This is a genomic window from Sporolactobacillus sp. PKPK-6, assembly GCF_056678885.1.
The window spans coordinates 1,188,972-1,207,303 of record NZ_JBWXPA010000001.1; the positions used below are offsets into that span (position 1 = coordinate 1,188,972).

Annotated in this window: 15 protein-coding genes; 3 read left to right on the plus strand and 12 right to left on the minus strand. The window is 45.3% G+C overall.

Annotated elements, in window-relative coordinates; all coding sequences use genetic code 11:
* Window positions 1–31: 31 nt before the first annotated feature.
* From AC1MBV_RS05720 to AC1MBV_RS05755, 8 genes are all read right to left on the minus strand, one after another.
* Window positions 32–1,261, minus strand: coding sequence for a glycosyltransferase (locus tag AC1MBV_RS05720; RefSeq protein WP_480947787.1), 1,230 nt, complete (start codon window positions 1,259–1,261; stop codon window positions 32–34).
* Between the two features lie 43 nt (window positions 1,262–1,304).
* Complete coding sequence (locus AC1MBV_RS05725) at window positions 1,305–2,624, minus strand: UDP-glucose dehydrogenase family protein (RefSeq protein WP_480947788.1); 1,320 nt, start codon at window positions 2,622–2,624, stop codon at window positions 1,305–1,307.
* Window positions 2,625–2,849: 225 nt separating this feature from the next.
* Window positions 2,850–3,143, minus strand: coding sequence for a hypothetical protein (locus AC1MBV_RS05730; RefSeq protein ID WP_255748483.1), 294 nt, complete (start codon window positions 3,141–3,143; stop codon window positions 2,850–2,852).
* A 57-nt stretch (window positions 3,144–3,200) separates the two neighbouring features.
* Window positions 3,201–4,676: an ABC transporter ATP-binding protein gene (locus tag AC1MBV_RS05735; protein WP_480947789.1), complete on the minus strand. Its 1,476-nt coding sequence runs from the start codon at window positions 4,674–4,676 to the stop codon at window positions 3,201–3,203.
* Window positions 4,677–4,708: 32 nt separating this feature from the next.
* Entirely contained in the window at window positions 4,709–5,395 is a 687-nt protein-coding gene (locus AC1MBV_RS05740) for an energy-coupling factor transporter transmembrane component T (protein WP_255748481.1), read from the minus strand.
* Complete coding sequence (locus AC1MBV_RS05745; RefSeq protein WP_480947790.1) at window positions 5,388–6,008, minus strand: MptD family putative ECF transporter S component; 621 nt, start codon at window positions 6,006–6,008, stop codon at window positions 5,388–5,390. The genes AC1MBV_RS05740 and AC1MBV_RS05745 overlap by 8 nt, the downstream gene beginning before the upstream one ends.
* Before the next feature lie 17 nt (window positions 6,009–6,025).
* Window positions 6,026–7,690: a thiol reductant ABC exporter subunit CydC gene (cydC, locus tag AC1MBV_RS05750; RefSeq protein ID WP_480947791.1), complete on the minus strand. Its 1,665-nt coding sequence runs from the start codon at window positions 7,688–7,690 to the stop codon at window positions 6,026–6,028.
* Window positions 7,662–9,422 (minus strand): ABC transporter ATP-binding protein/permease, encoded by a 1,761-nt coding sequence (locus AC1MBV_RS05755; protein WP_480947792.1) that lies wholly within the window; start codon window positions 9,420–9,422, stop codon window positions 7,662–7,664. The genes cydC and AC1MBV_RS05755 overlap by 29 nt, the downstream gene beginning before the upstream one ends.
* Window positions 9,423–9,679: 257 nt before the next feature.
* Between AC1MBV_RS05755 and AC1MBV_RS05760 the strand changes: the two genes are divergently transcribed.
* Window positions 9,680–11,098, plus strand: a complete 1,419-nt coding sequence (locus AC1MBV_RS05760) for a lipopolysaccharide biosynthesis protein (RefSeq protein ID WP_480947793.1) — start codon at window positions 9,680–9,682, stop codon at window positions 11,096–11,098.
* Window positions 11,095–12,285, plus strand: a complete 1,191-nt coding sequence (locus AC1MBV_RS05765) for a glycosyltransferase family 4 protein (RefSeq protein WP_255748476.1) — start codon at window positions 11,095–11,097, stop codon at window positions 12,283–12,285. The genes AC1MBV_RS05760 and AC1MBV_RS05765 overlap by 4 nt, the downstream gene beginning before the upstream one ends.
* A 145-nt stretch (window positions 12,286–12,430) precedes the next feature.
* Here the strand turns inward: AC1MBV_RS05765 and AC1MBV_RS05770 are convergent, their stop codons facing one another.
* From AC1MBV_RS05770 to AC1MBV_RS05785, 4 genes are all read right to left on the minus strand, one after another.
* Window positions 12,431–13,900: an NAD-dependent succinate-semialdehyde dehydrogenase gene (locus tag AC1MBV_RS05770; RefSeq protein WP_480947794.1), complete on the minus strand. Its 1,470-nt coding sequence runs from the start codon at window positions 13,898–13,900 to the stop codon at window positions 12,431–12,433.
* A 307-nt stretch (window positions 13,901–14,207) separates the two neighbouring features.
* Window positions 14,208–15,530 carry an N-acetylmuramoyl-L-alanine amidase gene (locus AC1MBV_RS05775; RefSeq protein WP_480947795.1) on the minus strand — a complete coding sequence of 441 codons (1,323 nt, stop codon included), beginning with the start codon at window positions 15,528–15,530 and terminating at the stop codon, window positions 14,208–14,210.
* 21 nt (window positions 15,531–15,551) lie between these two features.
* Window positions 15,552–15,875, minus strand: a complete 324-nt coding sequence (locus AC1MBV_RS05780) for a hypothetical protein (protein ID WP_480947796.1) — start codon at window positions 15,873–15,875, stop codon at window positions 15,552–15,554.
* Window positions 15,876–15,998: 123 nt separating this feature from the next.
* Window positions 15,999–16,967: a phosphoglycerate dehydrogenase gene (locus tag AC1MBV_RS05785; RefSeq protein WP_480947797.1), complete on the minus strand. Its 969-nt coding sequence runs from the start codon at window positions 16,965–16,967 to the stop codon at window positions 15,999–16,001.
* A gap of 476 nt (window positions 16,968–17,443) precedes the next feature.
* Here AC1MBV_RS05785 and AC1MBV_RS05790 point away from each other — a divergent pair, with 476 nt between their 5' ends.
* Window positions 17,444–18,322, plus strand: coding sequence for an ATP-grasp domain-containing protein (locus AC1MBV_RS05790; protein ID WP_480947798.1), 879 nt, complete (start codon window positions 17,444–17,446; stop codon window positions 18,320–18,322).
* The last annotated feature ends 10 nt before the right edge of the window (window positions 18,323–18,332 follow it).

The following is an 18,332-nucleotide window of genomic DNA, read 5'->3' on the forward strand; positions in this document are numbered from 1 at the left end:
TTGTTACTTCTGATTTTTATATCGTTTATACTTACAAAACTGTATCGAAAAGCCGAAGCAGTTCAGCGTTCAGCTTTTGTATATTAAACTGATCTTTAATCGTTTGACGCGCATTCTGCGTGATTCTGCTCCACTTCTCCGGTGACAATATGACTTCCTCCAAAACACTCGTCAGTGCTTCCGAATTTTTCTCAGCCACAAGGAATCCGTTCTCTTTGTCGTGAATCAATTCAGGTATACCGCTGTGATAGGTAGAAACAACGATTTTTCTCATCGCCATTGCTTCCATCAACTGAACAGGAATACCCTCCATATCACCATCGCTCGCTGTGATGCTCGGAGCAAGCACAATTTGTGCCGTCTTCATCAGTTCAATCCATTCATCCTGCGTTTTCCAGCCAAGCAGCTGAACATGACGAGTCAGTTTATTCTCGTCAATCAATTGTTGCAGCTTGTCCCGTAATGGACCGTCCCCCGCAATATAATAGCGGACGGAATAGCCCTTTTTTACGAGCTGTCCGACTGCTTGAATGCCATAAACTAATCCTTTCTTTTCAACCAGACGTGCGGCGGAGACAATGACTGCCGGTTTCGCAGGCTGAGAGGGATGGCTGTCAAAACGCAACAAATCGATCCCCATATGATGAACGATGATTCTCGACGAATCTGCTCCGAGTTCGATGCAGCGCCTGCGCCAAAAATCACTGATCGGCAGGATAAATGACGGCGAACGAAAAAGGTCACGATAAGCATCCTGACCTTTTTGTTTCACATAACGCAGCATATCGTAACCATGAAAAGTGGTGAACAAAGTTCCCTTGAGCAGTCCCATCTCAATGCACTTTTGCGCAAGCAGCCCATTAGGTCCAAAGTGAGCCATAATGACCGTTCGATCCGTCAAGTCAACTTGATTAAGCTTGCGAATAAGCATTATTAAGTTTGGCATCTTGATCAGATCGCGAAAAGCAGCTTCGCATTTATATCTTGGATTAAAAACGCAGGAATACAAGTGCGCACCTAGTGCTCGAACGAAAGACATTCCTTTGCCGATACGCGTTTGCACCTGAGTTGAATCTCCATAATAGACCACTCGACTGAGCAGTTCATAGTTCACCACATCAGGATGAATTTTTGCATCCGGCGCGCTTTTCTTTGCGAGGATGGTCACTTCGTTTCCTGCGTCAATCAGCCCTGTGATTTGATTTAAAATAAATGTTTGTGAGAGTTTAGGAAACTCCCCGACAAAATACAAAATTTTCATTGAGTGTCACCATCATGTTGAGACATTCGACCGCGATGCTCGTTTACTTGCTGACTTCCGGAATCACATCTGGTCGGCCGATCGAGTAATATTCAATATCTGCCTTGCGTGCTGCAGGAATACTGTAGCAATTCCGACCGTCAAAAACGATCGGTTCGCGCAGCAGACGGGCAAACGTCTGCGGATCCATTCGCTTAATATCCGGCCAATCGGTAACAATCACCGCACAATCTGCATCGTTCAATGCTTTGGCAACACTGTTCGTATACACTGCAGGTGCACTGATCCATTTGCTTCCTTGATTTGCCGCAATCGGATCGTAGCACACAACCTCCGCGCCAAGCTCTGTCAGTTTCGGTATCAGCACAAGTGCAGGCGATTCACGCAAATCGTCAGTATTCGGTTTAAATGCAAGTCCGAGCACGGCAACCTTTTTTCCGCTAAGCGATCCAAAACGCGTAAGCATTTTTTCAATTAAGAGCCTTTGCTGATGATTGTTGACTTCAATTACCGACTTGAGCAGATTGAAATCATGATGATGATTTCCAGCCAGCTGCACCAGTGCATTGGTATCCTTTGGAAAACAAGAACCGCCGTAACCGATTCCCGCTTTCAGAAAAGCACTGCCGATTCGATGATCCAAGCCCATGCCTTTAGCAACCTCTTCAACGTCAGCACCCAATTTTTCGCATAAATTCGCAATTTCATTTATAAAACTTATTTTCGTTGCCAAGAATGCGTTCGAGGCGTATTTAATCATTTCACTGCTGGACACATCAGTTCTAACTACAGGAATGCCGAAAGGCGCGTTGATTTCTTCCAGCACATCCGCAGTTCCCTGATCTTCCGTTCCAATAATGATTCGATCGCCATGAAAGGTATCGTGAATGGCCGATCCTTCTCGGAGAAATTCCGGATTTGAAGCGATTCGAATGGCAACACCGGGACGAACATGGTTGAGCATCAATTGCTTAATGCGCATGTTTGTGCCGACCGGTACTGTACTTTTGATAACGACAATAACTGATTCTTGCACATGCTCAGCTACATCCATTGCCGCCTGTTCAATATAGCGCAAGTTTGCCGAACCATCGGCAAGCTGTGGGGTTCCAACCGCCAGATAAACAACATCCGCTCCGTCCAATCCGACCCGGTGCTGATCAGTAAAGTGCAAACGCTGACGTTTCTGGTTTCTCAGCATCATTTCACCGAGTCCCGGCTCATAGATGGTTGGAATGCCTTGGTTGAGCTCAGCGATTTTTTCCGGATCAACATCAATACACGTGACCGTATGACCGATTTCAGCAAGCGCAACACCTGTAACCAATCCAACATAACCTGTGCCGATCACTGCGATTTTCATATATGTCCCCCCACATTTTTCCTCTTTAATTACTAAAATATCCTTGAACGCATAAAATCATGCATTGGTTCTTATTATGAATATCGCACGTAAAGAAAGTATTAAGGAAATACATGAATTTAGTTAAATTTTATATCAGCACTCGGCATGGCGGGAAAGAGTTGGGTATTGGGAGATTTTATGGACGATCGATGGGAACGTTTTTATTGTACAAAAAGATCCGTTTCACTTTCCCGGAAACGGATCTTTTTCTTCAGATAATTCTCCATACTTAAGTAGTCGAAAATAATAACCGAAATTGCTGCTTTGTCCAAACAGATTTGTGCGGCGAAACCATACCCGTACATCGTCCTCGGGAAGTTCAGCATAGCGGATGATTTCAAGATTGTGGGTAAGTGAAAAGGCGTTGACCGCATCACGTATTGATGCCGCCTCAACTATTTTCTTCGGCAGCCGGATATTAATAGGAAATCGTTGCCTGCCGTCATACTCTTCATAAATGGCATATCGATTCTTCATGCTTTCCCTCCCTTACCTTTATTATTTCCTATCGTACCCTAAAAAGGGCTTCCCACATCATGATTCATCTTGAGTTAAAAGGCTTAGTACACGAGCACCGGATGTGTCATCTAAAGGAAAATCATCAGTGACGATGCGGTCCTTTAAATGAATCAGCCGCGTACCTGCCTGGCTGATCAATTCATAGTCATGCGTAATCACTAGAAAAATCCGATCTTTTTCCGCTTCTCTTTTTAGACATTCAGCTGTTTTTTCTAAGCTGCGCCAATCGAGTCCGGAGGTCGGTTCATCGAGGATAATGACCGGTACGGTACTCATTAAAGCGGCTGCGAGCGTCACCCGTTGTTTCTCTCCTCCCGAGAGTGTCGATGGATGCCTGTCACGCAGCGACCATAAATCGAGTTCTCGTAAAAGCTGCTGCGCACGCGTTACCTGATCAGCATCTTCTTTAATCCCGACAAACAGTTCATCCCAAACGCTCTGTCCAAATAACTGGTAATCCGCTTCCTGCATGACATAGCGAATTTGCCGACTTCTTTTTCTGCGCAGAGCAAGCCGTCCATCCACTGTGACCTTTCCCTCACTCTTTCTGGAAAGGCCGCAGAGTGCGCGAGCAAGACTTGTCTTGCCGATCCCATTTGAGCCGGTCAGCATCACAACCTCACCGGAATGAATAGAAAAAGTAAGATTATGCAAAAGTGCTTCTCCACCGGACCAGCTGTTAATTGTTAATTGATGAATGCTCAATTCATGGATATTCTGCGGTACTGACCGACGATTAATACCCGTTTTCCAGACTAAACGTGTCTGCCTCAACCCGGATGCAGCCAATTGTTCAGCCGGCAGCATTGTGAGTTCATCCTTTGAATAGCTGTGCACTGCTTGGCCGTCTTGCACATAAACCATTCGATCAAACAAATCTGTTAAATAATGCAGGCGATGCTCCGCAATCACAACCGTATGGCCGGCCGCCTTCCATTTTCGAATCAGATTGGCGAGCTGAGTCGTCGCTGCCAAGTTCAGATTCGATGACGGTTCATCAAGCACGTAGACCGTTTGCCGGGCAACACGGATAGCAGCAATCGCTACTTTTTGTTTTTCTCCACTCGATAAAGTCATGATTCGATGATCAAGCAGCGGCAGCAAGTTTTGTTCCTTTGCAGCCTGATGCACACGTTTTGTTATTGTCTCCGGTTTCATACCGAAATTTTCGCAATAAAATGCAAGTTCATCCTCTACTATCGGTGCAAAAAACTGGCTTCGAGGGTCCTGAAACACACTGCCCACCTGCTCCGATCGTTCCCATGAATTCATACTTTTAATCGATTGGCCGTTCAGCTCCGCCTTTCCCTCAATGACTAATGCATCATCCATGTAAGCCAGCCCATTAATCAGGCGAATGATCGTTGACTTGCCGCTTCCGCTTGGTCCGGATAATACAACCAGTTCTCCAGACGCCACAGATAAAGAAAAGTCATTGAGAATCGGCGTTCCTTGACGCGAATGTACATCAATGTTTTTTAATTGGATCATGAGATCAACTCTTTCATCAATTCATCGGCGGACTATCTCGTCATCAGTAAAAAGAATGCTAAGGCAAGAACCAGCAGAATAACCACATAATCGCAGGAACGAAATTTGATCACATGCACTGATGTACGTCTTATCGGAGCCTCTACCCCACGGGTTACTGCCGATGCCGTTAATTCATCGGAAATCTTCAACAATCGAATCATCAGTGGAACAAGTGCATACTCAAAGGTACGCCACGGATGCAGCCAGCCTGTTCGGCTGAAAAAAGCTACACCGCGCTGCTTCATGACCTCATGAATGGATCGTATTTCCAAACCGGCAATGGGGATAAAACGCAGACTGACGGCAAAGGCAATGATCATTGTCTTCGGAAAATGCCAGCGCCCCAGTGCAGACATGAGTTGGCCTGCAGGCGTGCGTACGAGTACTTCTCCGGCAAGTAATGCAGGCAGGAAACAAACAATAAAATAAGAAAAAAATGCAATGCTGACAAAAAGAATATTCCGCGTCTCGGATGCTAAATAATCAGATAGAAAATAAAGCAAAAGGAACAGCACATAAATGGGCAGTGATTTTCGCACCCCATTCAGAAATCCGTAAATTCCCATAACCACGAATAAGAACAGCAGCTGCGTCACGCTTGATCCAAAAATGAGGAAACCAATAATTAAAACAACACTGAACTTAGTTCGAGGATCCAGAATTAAAGGTTTACTCATTGATCTGTAAAATACCCGATTTAACAAAATTCTTGCGCAAGATCTTGGCCCCTGCCCAAGAACCAACGGCAGACCCGGCAAAAGTCAGAACGAAAATAAGCGCTACTGTGATCGGATTAAAGTAGATGTCCATCATCTTGGTGATCTGTGCCGCGGTATAGCCATGAACACCCTGCGGATTATAATTGCCGATAATCCATAGTATGGCCGCCGGATGAAGCGCCTTAACACTGAGAAAAACGCTGCAGGCAAGCCCTGCTCGGAACACATTGTGATACCCGTTCCCGCGCGGCATCATCATCACTTCGCCAATCAGTCCGACCAGAGCATAGAAAATGACCATATGCGGCAGACCAGCGAGCAGAAAAATGAACCCGTAAAGAATACTGTGCAGAAAAATTGCTCCGTGCTTCCCCACTTTCAAAACCATAAGCAAAAACAGCGGTGCCGTTAAAAAGGATATAATCGCCCCTGAAACCAAAATGGCGCCTCCTGCGGTCAAAAAGCTTAAAACCCCAAACACTTTAGAAAGTGCACTTCCGATCATCATGATCGCTGCAGTAAAAATTGCAATCGTAACTACATCACGTATACCTAAAAATCTTTTTTTCATGACATCTCAATCCTTATCTATCTGATTTTCTTTAGTGTGCCCTGTTCCAAGGCGTAAACCGCATCGGCATGATTCAGTGCGGAACGGCGATGCGACACGATGAGCATCGATTTTCCGTCAAATCGTTCATCAATGGAGCGAAGAATAATCCGTTCATTCAAACGGTCGACATTGCTTGTCGGCTCGTCAAGCAGAATCAAATCACTGTCGCGCACAAACAAACGTGCCAAGGCCAGCCGCTGACGTTCACCTGTTGACAAACGATCCCCAAGCTCGCCAACCTTTGTTTCAAAGCCATGAGGAAGTGTATCAATCATCTGCTTCAGGTTAACTTGTTCTGCTGCTGTTGCCACTTCTTCATCCGTTGCGTCCGGGTTGCCGATCCTAATATTGTCGGCAATGGATTGATTGAACAGAAAAGCGTCCTGGAGCGATGCGCCTTCGATCGCGCGCAGTGCGCGCGTTTTAATCAGCGTCATGGGCGCTCCATTCAGCGTGACTTCACCATGAGTCGGATCCCAGAAACGCATCATCAATTTGAGCAACGTACTCTTTCCTGATCCGCTTGCGCCGGACAGACCAATTCTTTTGCCTTCTTCTAAATGAAGATCAATTGCTTTCAGTATTTCTGGTTGATCGTTATAGCCGAAGTCTACTTGTCCAAGTTCAAGGTCCTCAAATGTACTCGGCTCGTAGCCGCCTGCTGCCTCCTGCACGGCCGGCGGTTCTTCGATGAGCTGCACAACGCGGCGACAGGCAGCAAATGCCGGAATCAGTCCATTGCCGAGCTGATTTAACGCAAGAACCGGCGCCGATGAAGCAAATAAAGCTATGGCTGCATAGAGGACGGTTGACCCGATAAGTGTTCCGGATGAAACCAGGATGGTACCCGCAAAAATGATGGCAAAGGTAAAAAGCAGCAGCCCGCTCTCACCGAGGCCGCGAAGAAAAAATGCATTTTTACCAAGCTCAATTTCTTCCTGATTCAATTCTCGTTCCATGTCCGCTATCTTCTGCTCATAGACCTTTTTTCGCCCAAATAAGCGAAGATCACGAATACCCGAAAAGACGTCAAGCTGTAAGTGATGAAATTGACCGGCTAGTTTCCTCAGCGCAGTTCCTTTATCTTTTTCGAGCTGATAATTGATAATCGGAATAACGAAGCCAAGCGTTAAATAAGCGAGTAACCCAATCATCCCGAAAATCGGATGCATCATCCAGAGGACACTAGTCATGACCGTCGACACCGTCACACCGATTAATACCGGACCGATTGTGTGCGCATAAAACACTTCAATGAGTTCGATATCACTGGTAACCGTTGAGACCAGTTCACCGCTGTTCTTCGCATCCATTTTTGCAGGTGCAAGCCGTCTCAGCGCCGCGAAGACATGATTGCGCAGCTCTGCAAGCAGCCGGAAGGCGACATAATGCCCGGTATACTGTTCCGTGTAGCGAAATACGCCGCGGATCAAGGCAAGCACGAGCATGCCGCCAAACACGCTCCATAAAATGAGCGGACTTCTATACATGAGCTTTTCTATTCCATAACAACCCAGCATAAAGATCGCGGTCACGGACAGACTGCTCATCACCCCTGAAAATGCGGAAAAGAGCAATACAGGTGTCAGTGGTCCGGCTAGTTTCAGAAGTTTAATAACTGCCGAATTCGTTTTTCTCATCTGCATGCACACCCTCTTCCAGTTTTTCTTCTTCCTCAACAAACTGTTTATAAACGCCTTCTTCATTCATCAGTGTCTCATGTATGCCCGTCTGAACCACAACACCATGATCCAGCACATAAATACGGTCTGCATCACGTATTGAATACATTCGGTGCGCGATCACTATCACCAGCTTTTCTCGAGCGAGTTCCCGTATCACATCAAGCATGATTTCTTCACTGTCAGCATCGACATTCGAAGTTGCTTCGTCAAAAAGATAAATCGGCCGATCAGCGAGCAAAAGCCGAGCCATAATCAGCCGCTGCTTCTGACCTCCCGACAAATTGCCGCCATTCTCCGTCAGCGGCGTATCAAGCCCCTGCTCCAACTGATCAAGAAACGTTCCAAGGTTAACACGTTCCAAAGCGGCAATAAGTTCGTTGTCTGATGCATTCGGATTGCCGAAACGCAGATTTTCTCTCAGAGAAGCCGTAAATAACCGACTGTCCGAGGACATAAGCCCGATCTGTTGAAACACACTGTCCGGAGCTACGCTGCGCAATTCGTCTCCGTTAATTGTTAAACTTCCTTTATATCCTCGAAGCAAACCTGAAATCAATGCTGCCAGTGTACTTTTGCCGGATCCGGATTGGCCGACAAGCGCAATTCGTTCTCCTGTTTGCGCTTTAAAATCTATGGCTTGCAGAATAGGACGGGTTCCATCGTAAGAAAAACTGAGTCCGTTTGCCTCAATTCTACAGTTCGATGCCTCAGGCAATGTTTGCTGTCCCTGTTGTTCTTCCGGAAGATCAAAAAACTGAAAGAGACGTTCTGCAGCCGATACACCGGTCATCGCAACATGGAAAAGTGAACCGAGATACCGCAATGGGAGAAAAAACTCAGTGCTTAAAAACAGGACGAGGATCAATCCGACTAGATTAAGATTGCCTTGTGATGCCTGAATCAAACCGGTCGCAATGCCGGCCCCAGAGCCGCCATATACAATAAAGTCCATAACGGTGATCGAATTGAGCTGACCCTTAAGTACCTGCATAATCGAGGTACGAAAGCGCTCAGAGTTCTGATTCATTTCCCGATGAATCGTTTCATCCATCTGAAAGATCTTAAGTGTCGTCAAGCCGCGAATATTTTCAAGAAAATGTTCACCCAATCCGACATACGCACGCCAGTAGTTCCTTGACTGCCCTTTCGCCATTTTACGAATAACAAGAATTGAAAGCGGAATCAACGGCACACAAATCAGAAGCACAAGCGCAACAACCCAATTAAATGCACTGAGCACCAGCAAAATCGTCGGCGGAATCAGTATGGTGCTGAACACATGAGGGATATAACGGCCGAAATAAGCACTTAGCTGATCAATGCCGCCTGCTGCTGTCTGTGCGAGCTCCGCGGTCGAGAATGAGCCATGCTCACGAATCTCCTGCTCCGCTACTTTTTGATAAAGCCGACGCCTTAAGATACTACGTGCAGCATTTGAATAGCGTGCCGCTGCTGCAACCATGTGCCCATTCGTCTGCATTCGCGCAAAAACCAGTACGAGTAATACCGGCAACGCAGCAATCACGTACCAAAGCACAGCCTGTCCCATTAAAACAGATTGAAGTACAAGAGCAAAAAGCAGCATGCTTGCCATATAAAAAACAGCGCTTAAATAACTGTTCAGTACACTGATGAACAACCATTTTCTTGCGCCTTTTGTCAAACGGAACAGTCTCTTATTAATCAAAACAAACCGCCACCCTTCTCACCCACAGTTGTTCTGTCCCTGCCCGAGAAACGAAGGGACATCAAACGGTCCGAAAAAACTAATCTATACTCTACTATACATGATTCGCCTGGTGTTATAAATGAAAATGTATCTCACTAAAGTGTCAACACCTTCCTTTCAACAAAGCTTACGTGTATCTGTATGAAATGCGCATACAAGTGACAGACTAATAACATAATTTTTAGTAAAAACTGCTAACGAAACGGCTGAACCCTATGAACAAATTGATTAAGAAATTAATCGGCTTTTCGATGGGACCGATCATTGGTGCACTGATTTCATTCATGACCATCCCGATTACTACGTATTACATTGATCCCGCCGAATATGGAAAAGCAAGCATGTTTCTCCTGTTCCAGACAATCGTCGGCACGTTTCTCTTTCTTGGCGTTGATCAGGCCTACACACGGGAATATCATGGTGCCATCGACAAAACAAGACTGTTACAAAATGCATTGCTGCTGCCCCTAGGACTGGCACTTCTGGTTTTGCTTGCTGCGCTGCTTTATCCCAGTCCCCTTTCACAGTTGTTATTCGGCCGTCAGGGTGAACTATTGCCTACGATCCTTTTTGGTGTGATGGCCGTATTTATGGTTCTGGAACGCTTTCTCATGCTCTCCGTTCGTATGCGAGAAAAAGCGTTTGAATATTCCCTGCTGGCAATAATGACTAAATCGGCGGTGTTTCTTTTAACCTTGCTTTTCATTTTTTTCATTCGTCGAGATTTCTTGACTGTTGTCTATGCCACGGTTTTTGGCCAGATCATTGGTGATGTCTGGCTGCTCTGGCACTACCGTAGATTGCTCAACCCAATTGGATTCTCTGTGGATCGTGTTTTGTTGAAGACGCTCGTCACGTTCGGGTTGCCAATAGTGATTGCGACCTCGCTTTCAAGTCTTCTCGGTGGATTAGATCGGCTGGCACTTCGGCTTTGGAGTAATTTTGATCAGATCGGCATTTTTTCTGCAACCTTGAAAATTGCCGCCGTTCTTTCCGTATTTCAAAGCGGATTTACCAGTTTTTGGGTCCCAACTGCCTATCGCTGGTACTCAGAGGACCGGCCTGTTATCTATTTTAAATTGGTTAGTGATACCGTTCTGCTCGCGATGTCGCTGCTTGCCGCCGGTATCTTCCTATTTAAAGGAGTGATTGTGTTTCTTTTATCTTCTCACTACAGCAGCGCACGGTACCTTGTTTGTTTTTTATGTATGCAGCCGCTCATCTACACTGTAAGTGAAACGACTTGCCTCGGTATTGTTTTTTCAAAAAAAAGTTATTTGAACATTTGGGTTGGCCTTTGTGCCCTGATTCCGGCGGTCATACTCGATATCCTTCTCGTACCGCCGTTCGGTGCAAAAGGTGCGGCGATCGCAACAGCGGTTGCGTTTCTCTTCTTTTTTGCGGCGCGAACATTTTTCTCAGGAAAACACTGGGTCTATTTTCCAATTGTCAAGCATTACACGGTATTCCTCATTCTCTTTGCCGGTGCATTTTTAAACCTAGTGAACTTTCGTTGGATCACATTCGCAAACATTTTTATACTGCTCCTAGTCCTTGCTGTTCAGCACAGCACCATTCGCGGACTTTGGACATTATGGAAAAAATCAAGAATGAATCGGAGGGAAGCGTTATGAAGATCGCACTCATTTGTACGGAAAAGCAGCCTGTGCCTGCCGTACGAGGGGGAGCAGTAGAGACATTAGTCGATCTGCTCATTCAGGATAATGAACGAAATCCGATGGCTGCACTTGATATCTACTCCATTGATGATCCTGCTGCACGACTGCAGAGTGAGGGCATACGACACACGCGTTTCTTTTTTATAAAAAAGAACGATCCATTTCATTTTATCCGATGTATGATGAATCGAGTTTTCAACAAATATCATATCTCTATTTATTCAGACATGTTCTTGCATCGAACGATTCGTCTGCTTGAAAAACATCACTACGATTGGATCATCGTGGAAAATCGTCCGAAATTCATCAAATCGCTGCGCAGACATCTTGGCAGCAAGGTGCGCATCGCACTGCATCTGCATAATGATACGCTGAATAAAGGGTGTTATGAGGCGAGCTCAATTGTTCTACTGTGCGACCGTGTGCTCTCGGTCAGCAGCTTTATCAATAATCGTGTACAGACCGCTGCATCTGAGCAGGATAAATGGAAAGCACGTGTTCTTTACAATCGTATTGATCACGCTTTGTTCAGGCCGTCCTTTGATAACCGTTTCTCAAACAGAATCCGTGAACAGTGCGGCATACCGGAAAACCGGCCGGTTGTGCTCTATTATGGACGCTTGAATATCGAAAAAGGTGTGCTGGAACTGATAAAAGCCTTCACGCGCGCACGAAAAGTCAAACCGTCACTCTATTTAGTGCTGCTTGGCAGCTATACTTACAAAAAGGAGCAGAAGAAAATCCAGGAGGCACTCGATTTACTTCCAAAAGACTCCTATTCTCTGATGAACTACATCAGCCATGTTGAATTGCCGGCATATCTCTCTGTCGCCGATATGGTCGCACTTCCTTCGTTATGCAATGAAGCGTTCGGCTTAACAATTGCCGAATCGATGATGCTCGGCAAAGCCATCATCACAACCGATGCCGGTGCCATTCCCGAACTTATTGGAACAGGAACAGGAACAGGACTTGTGGTCCAAACGGGAAACAGCATTGGTCCACGCTTGACTGATGCCTTGCTACGCTGTGCAGCTCGTCCGGATTTACGCAATCGACTCGGTGCAAATGCTCGAAAAACCGCATTACAGCGTTTTCGAGCTAACGGCTATCTCAAAGAGCTCCTAGAAAAGCTAAATTAAAGCTTGGCTTCGTATGTTTCATGAACTTATCTTCTGATAACCAAGTGCCCTCGAAACTTTATCGTGCGGTTTAAATCGTTTCCGCTCTGTAAAACAAAAACTCCGGACCCAATTTTCCGGATCCGGAGTTTCTTAATTAAATTGTTTAAATCCCGTAATTGAGATTGATAAATTTTACATTTACATAATCATCAATGCCTTGATGACCGTTTTCTCTGCCGAATCCGGAATGTTTAACACCGCCGAATGGAGTTTGAGTGTAAGCAACCGTGTTGCTGTTGACACCGACCATGCCGTACTGCAATCCTTGACTGACCTTGGCAATCCGCTTCAGATCCAAAGTGTAAAAATAGCTGGCAAGCCCGTAATTGGTGTCGTTAGCCATGTTAATTACTTCATCTGTATCTTTAAACTTAATTACCGGAAGCACCGGCCCGAACGTTTCTTGGTAAAAAATATCCATTTTATTCGTGACGCCAATCAGAACGGTAGGCGCATAGTAGTAACCGTTTGCGTAATCACCATCGGTCAAACGCTTGCCTCCGGTTGCGAGCAACGCACCCTTTTCAACACTGTCGTTAATTTGACGCTGGATTTTTCCGATTGCATCTTCACGAATAAGCGGTCCGGCATCCACGCCTTCCTCCAAGCCATTGCCGACTTTAACTTTTTTCACAGCGGAGACAAGCTTGTCTGTAAATTCATCGAAAATCGATTCATGCACGAAAATTCGATTAGGCGATGTGCAGACTTGTCCGTTGTTGCGGAATTTCGATGATACCAAATCGGTCACCGCTTGATCAACTGGGGCATCATCGAATACGATAAACGGTGCGTGACCGCCAAGCTCTAAGGATACTTTTTTCAATGTATCGGCTGACTGTCCGAATAGCATCTTTCCAACTCCGGTTGAACCTGTAAAAGTGATTTTACGCACCACGTTGCTCGAAGTCAGTGCCTTACCGATTGCAGGTGCGTCGCCAATTACAAGATTTACGACCCCATCAGGAATTCCTGCTTCTTGGAAAATTTTCATCAGTGAAGTCGCAGAAAGCGGCGTTTCCGGTGACGGCTTCAGCACGATTGTATTTCCGCCTGCAAGGGCAGGTGAAATCTTTCGAGTAATCATTGAAGACGGAAAGTTCCAAGGCGTAATTGCACCGACCACGCCAAGTGGTTCTTTTTTGACAAGAAATAAATGGCCGCCTGGTCCCGGAATGGTTTCCCCATAGATGCGGCGCATTTCTTCCGCGTGCCAGCGCACGCTCTCCGCACCGCCAAGCACTTCGCCTTTAGCCTGAGCGAGCGGTTTGCCTTGCTCGATTGTCATAATCTCTGCAAGCTCATCCGCTTTTTCTGTAATCAGATCCGCAACCTTACGCATGATTTTAGCGCGTTCGTCTACAGGCATCGATGACCAAACAGGAAAAGCCGCCTGCGCAGCCTCAATCGCCTTTTCCGTATCTGCCGCGCCTCCATGCGCTACTTGAGCAATCACTTCACCGGTAGCAGGATTAACAACATCATCGACCTCCATGCTTTCCGCATCGATCCATTTCCCGCCGATAAAGAGTTGCTTCGGCGCCTGTTCTACATAAGAATTATTTATTGTCATTACGTGTTCACCTCGTTAGTGTAATAAATCCATGCTGTATGATTGAACTATAAAACTAGCATACCTGATCTATTTGGCAACTTCCAACAGTTTGCAAACAGAATGGCACTTGATTCGAAGACTTGGTTTCGTCAAGCTTCTGGCGAAGGTGTTAATGCTTAGAAAACCTGATCCTACCAAACCTTTTTGAATTTGGTCATTTGCTTTTGTACATAGATATTCTAACGTTAGGTGAGCAGTCATTGCAATACTTTTCAAAACATTTAAAAACCGCTCTCATTATTGAGGCGGCATTTAAAATAGCTTATCAGTGGAAAAAAGGATGCATGATGCGAACATCACTCTTTTTCACAAATGCAATGCGGTGATTATAAGAAATCTGGTAATACTGATCCTCACCGCTCACAACATGATCGGTTTCTGGTTTATTAAACAGCTTGGCATAGTAATAATCCGAGCAAGTTGCTTTCTCAGCGACATAATTTTGGCCGGCAGGCATCGAATAAATCGGCGTAATTTCCACAGCAGGAATGCTGAATTTTTCATAGGCAGATACCTCCGGATAGGCAGATCCGTAAACAGGGATTGATGCCGCGCCTTTTTTTGCCGTGATCATCAGACCGCTGCCCGTAACTGTATTGACGCCCTTTGGATTGTAGAACCACGCCTTTTGGCCTCCGAAATTGATAGCCGTCCAATCCTTCATCTGATCTACTGTATAATAGGAACGACCGGCAACGGCTTTATCGCTCCAATCATTAAGCACATTTGTCCCGCTGCCGTTCGAATGAAGAAGCGGATCGCTGATCAGTGGCGCGTCAAAACTTGGCTCCGTATATAGATAAACAAAGTTTGAAGATTTCGGTTCAAGCGGCTGGTTATTATAAGACGTTTCCGGTTTGTTCGTTTTATAATCCGGATTGATTGTAATAATTCCATTATTTTTCTTCAGATTTAACGCATGCGTTTTTTTGGAAAATGGAGCACCAAGTAAATCAAAGTAATGAGCCCAGTCCCAATACGCTGCAGGATCCCAGTGCATGCCCACCTGTCGTGACGGACTGAGACCCGGTACTTCCTCATGGCCAATGATGTGTTCGCGATCCAGAGGAATATCATATTTCTTCGCTAAATACTTAACCAGTTTTGCTGAAGCACGATACATCAGTTCACTGTACCATGTCGAGCCTTCAACCGCATAACCTTCATGCTCAATGCCGATTGAATGGCTGTTGATGTACCAGTTGCCTGCATGCCAAGCAACATCTTTCGGATCCACCATCTTGGTAATTTGTCCATCTGAGGATCGGATTACATAATGCGAGCTGACATAGTTCTGCTGTAAAAAGGTGTTCATCGTGCCTTCATAGCTGACCTCTGAATCATGAATAATAATGTAACGGATTTTTTGTCCGTCATACGGACGATTAGCAAGGTCATAGTTGCCGTAATCACCGTCCGCATCGGAAAATGCTTTGTATAATGCAGGAACGTTCTGCATGTCGACTCCTTTCGGACCGTCAGCGCTGCTGTGCTTGTGTTTTTGCAGATGAAGATGTGCCAAACTACTTTTATCAGGCTTAACATTTTTCGCCGAAAGTCGAAGCGTTTCGTCTGAAAAAAGGTGCACACAGCACCTTTCTTGTTCGTTTTATAGACTTGATCGGCAAAATCGGACGCGTTTCATAATCGGCACAGATCCGCTATCTTCAGCGACAGTGCCAAACCAATCCTCGAGATCCCTTGAACGTGTACCAGTGATCTGTTTTTGATAATCAGAAGGCAACGCAGCACCGCCAAGAATATTCTTCTCAGTATCGTTCTTGAGCGATTCAGGCGATGCATGAATCAGCTTCGCCGCTCGATCCAACGTATGAATCGTGCTGTCAGACGATTTTGTACTTGTTCTTTTTTTTAGTATATCACCCTTAGCCAGAAGATCTGCAGACAAATTGATGTCTGTAAAATGCATCACACCATAACCATATGTACTGCATGTTCAGAAAAAAATGTTCCTGAACGGCTCTATAAAATTTCAAAAAAAAGAAAACGGACGATCACCGTCCGTCACTTTTTAAAATCTATCTTTTATTCATACTCATTGATTCTGCCGCAGCGCTTCTGTGTTTACGACAAAATCCGGTTGCTCATGATTCATGAACTTGCGCACATTCTCGACGGTCACGCGAGCGACTCGGGCAATACTTTCCCGCGTTGTTCCGGCAACATGAGGCGAAACAATCAGGTTATCCAAATCCGGCAAAGATTCAGGCGGCTCCTGCTCAAACACATCCAACGCAGCTCCTGCAAGCCGCTTTTTCTTCAGAGCGTCGAGCAGTACCTGCTCATCAATCAACGCTCCTCTGGAAATATTGACTAGAAAGGCTGTTGTTTTCATCTTATCGATCGCATGCTGATCAATAAGATGGTAGTTTGAGGAGGATAGCGCTGTGCTGATCACGATATAATCCGCTTCGCGCAGAAGACGATCCAAATCTACAAACGTCGCGTGCAGTCTACTGGCTGCGTCTTGATCTTGATAATTGCCAAAAGCAAGTACACGCATAGTAAAACCGCCTGCGAACTGTGCTACCTTTTGCCCGATGGAACCGAAACCGATAATTCCAACCGTCTTTCCGTCAAGTTCATAAGCCTCGCCGCTCGGCCACTCGCCCTTTTTCGTTCCACGGTCCAACATTGGAATCATCCGCGACAAACTGATCATTTGGCCAAAAGCCATTTCCGCAACCGAGGTAGCATTTCCGCCCGGTGCATTGCTGACCAGAATACCCCGATCCGTCGCGTCACTGATTGCCACATTATCCAATCCCGTTCCCGTCTTCAGTATATAGCGAAGGTTAGGAGCTGCCTCAATGACTTCACGGTCGCAAGGAGCAATCGCAGTGATGCAGACCTCACAGTCTCGAATTGACTTCTTAATCAGTTCTTTATCCAGAGCCTGGTCATACATCAGGCAGCGGACATGCGCACCCATCGCTTCCAACTGATCCGCCATTTGCCTGTGGATGGGCACATATGATTTACCGACACAAAAAAGAATTTGCATGACGAACCCTCCGATTAATCAATGATGATTTCTGTTCCACGCACTACTCGCGTTCAGTTATTAATATACCAAAAACAACCGAGGTACTCTAAATAAAATGATTCAATAGATTGTATTCATGGTGCCAATCCTTTGTTGAACACGGTACTTCGGTATGTTACAATTCCGTTAATTAAGATTACTCAGATGTTTTCTTCCATTTGTTCACACTTTTTACTCGGCTGTTTTTTTTGACTATTCATTAGACACCATACATTCGAGCGATTGCAAGAAACCTTGAGCTGATTTAATTGTATGTATCCCAATCCTTTTTCGGCACAAATTACGTATGACTGACAATCGAACCGTGCTATGATTGAACAAGATACAAACGTTTTTTTAAAAGCCGGAATATTCAGGTTCTGTTTGGTCATCGGTCTCGCTTACGAATGCGATAAACTATCAAACTAGTGGTGAAAAATGTGAAATACGGATGGATGATCTATTCGAAATCAGCAATACATAATCGATATGGCAACAATGCATTTGCTTGGATGACGGAGACTGCCGCCAAACATCATATCCATTTGGATATTCTTTTTGTTGAAGACTTAATGATTCAAATCGCATCATCGGTGACTTTCTATCATAAAAATGAGCAGTTGAAGCTCCCGGATTTTGTTCTCATGCGTTGCTACAACAGAATTGTCGGCTCTCAATTGGAACAATTAGGGATCAGGGTCATCAATCCTATATCCGCCATGTTTCAGTCGCGCAACAAAGTCATTACGTCGCAGCTTCTCACTCATGCAGGGATTCCGACACCGAAAACCGTTTACACCGTTACGAATGACTATTCCCTGATTTCGAATCACTTTAGCAAAAAGCCTTTCATCTTAAAAGAGGTGGAAGGATCACAGGGAAAAAATGTTTTCTTAATCAAAAATGAACATGATTTTACAGAAGCATTCAACACAACAAAAGGGTATTGTCTTTGTCAGGAATACATGGACAACAGCTATGGCAAAGATCTTAGAGTGTATGTGCTTGGCGGGCGTGTAATAGGGAGTGTTCTTAGAAAATCAAAGTCAGGATTCAGAGCCAATTACTCATTAGGCGGCACCGCTGAGTTCTATGAAACGAGTAAAGCTATTGAATTGCTCTCAGTCCAAGCCGCAAAAGCTCTTAATCTGGAATTCTGCGGAATCGATTTATTATTCACCAACAACGGATTTACCGTTTGCGAAGTGAATGGTAATGCAGGCTTTAGGACCATATCAAAAGTATCCGATGTTGATATTGCCGAGGAATTATTTATTTATGTGGACCAAGTCGTTTATGGACATGAACCTGTGATTGGCAGTAGCGATTGTTAATGAAGAACTG

Excerpts from the sequence above, each read along its gene's own strand:
- AC1MBV_RS05725 (WP_480947788.1), bottom strand. The coding sequence starts at position 2,624 with ATGAAAATCGCAGTGATCGGCACAGGTTATGTTGGATTGGTTACAGGT.
- cydC (WP_480947791.1), bottom strand. The coding sequence starts at position 7,690 with ATGAGAAAAACGAATTCGGCAGTTATTAAACTTCTGAAACTAGCCGGA.
- AC1MBV_RS05730 (WP_255748483.1), bottom strand. The coding sequence starts at position 3,143 with ATGAAGAATCGATATGCCATTTATGAAGAGTATGACGGCAGGCAACGA.
- AC1MBV_RS05735 (WP_480947789.1), bottom strand. The coding sequence starts at position 4,676 with ATGATCCAATTAAAAAACATTGATGTACATTCGCGTCAAGGAACGCCG.
- AC1MBV_RS05720 (WP_480947787.1), bottom strand. The coding sequence starts at position 1,261 with ATGAAAATTTTGTATTTTGTCGGGGAGTTTCCTAAACTCTCACAAACA.
- AC1MBV_RS05745 (WP_480947790.1), bottom strand. The coding sequence starts at position 6,008 with ATGAAAAAAAGATTTTTAGGTATACGTGATGTAGTTACGATTGCAATT.
- AC1MBV_RS05760 (WP_480947793.1), top strand. The coding sequence starts at position 9,680 with ATGAACAAATTGATTAAGAAATTAATCGGCTTTTCGATGGGACCGATC.
- AC1MBV_RS05740 (WP_255748481.1), bottom strand. The coding sequence starts at position 5,395 with ATGAGTAAACCTTTAATTCTGGATCCTCGAACTAAGTTCAGTGTTGTT.
- AC1MBV_RS05785 (WP_480947797.1), bottom strand. The coding sequence starts at position 16,967 with ATGCAAATTCTTTTTTGTGTCGGTAAATCATATGTGCCCATCCACAGG.
- AC1MBV_RS05765 (WP_255748476.1), top strand. The coding sequence starts at position 11,095 with ATGAAGATCGCACTCATTTGTACGGAAAAGCAGCCTGTGCCTGCCGTA.
- AC1MBV_RS05770 (WP_480947794.1), bottom strand. The coding sequence starts at position 13,900 with ATGACAATAAATAATTCTTATGTAGAACAGGCGCCGAAGCAACTCTTT.
- AC1MBV_RS05790 (WP_480947798.1), top strand. The coding sequence starts at position 17,444 with ATGATCTATTCGAAATCAGCAATACATAATCGATATGGCAACAATGCA.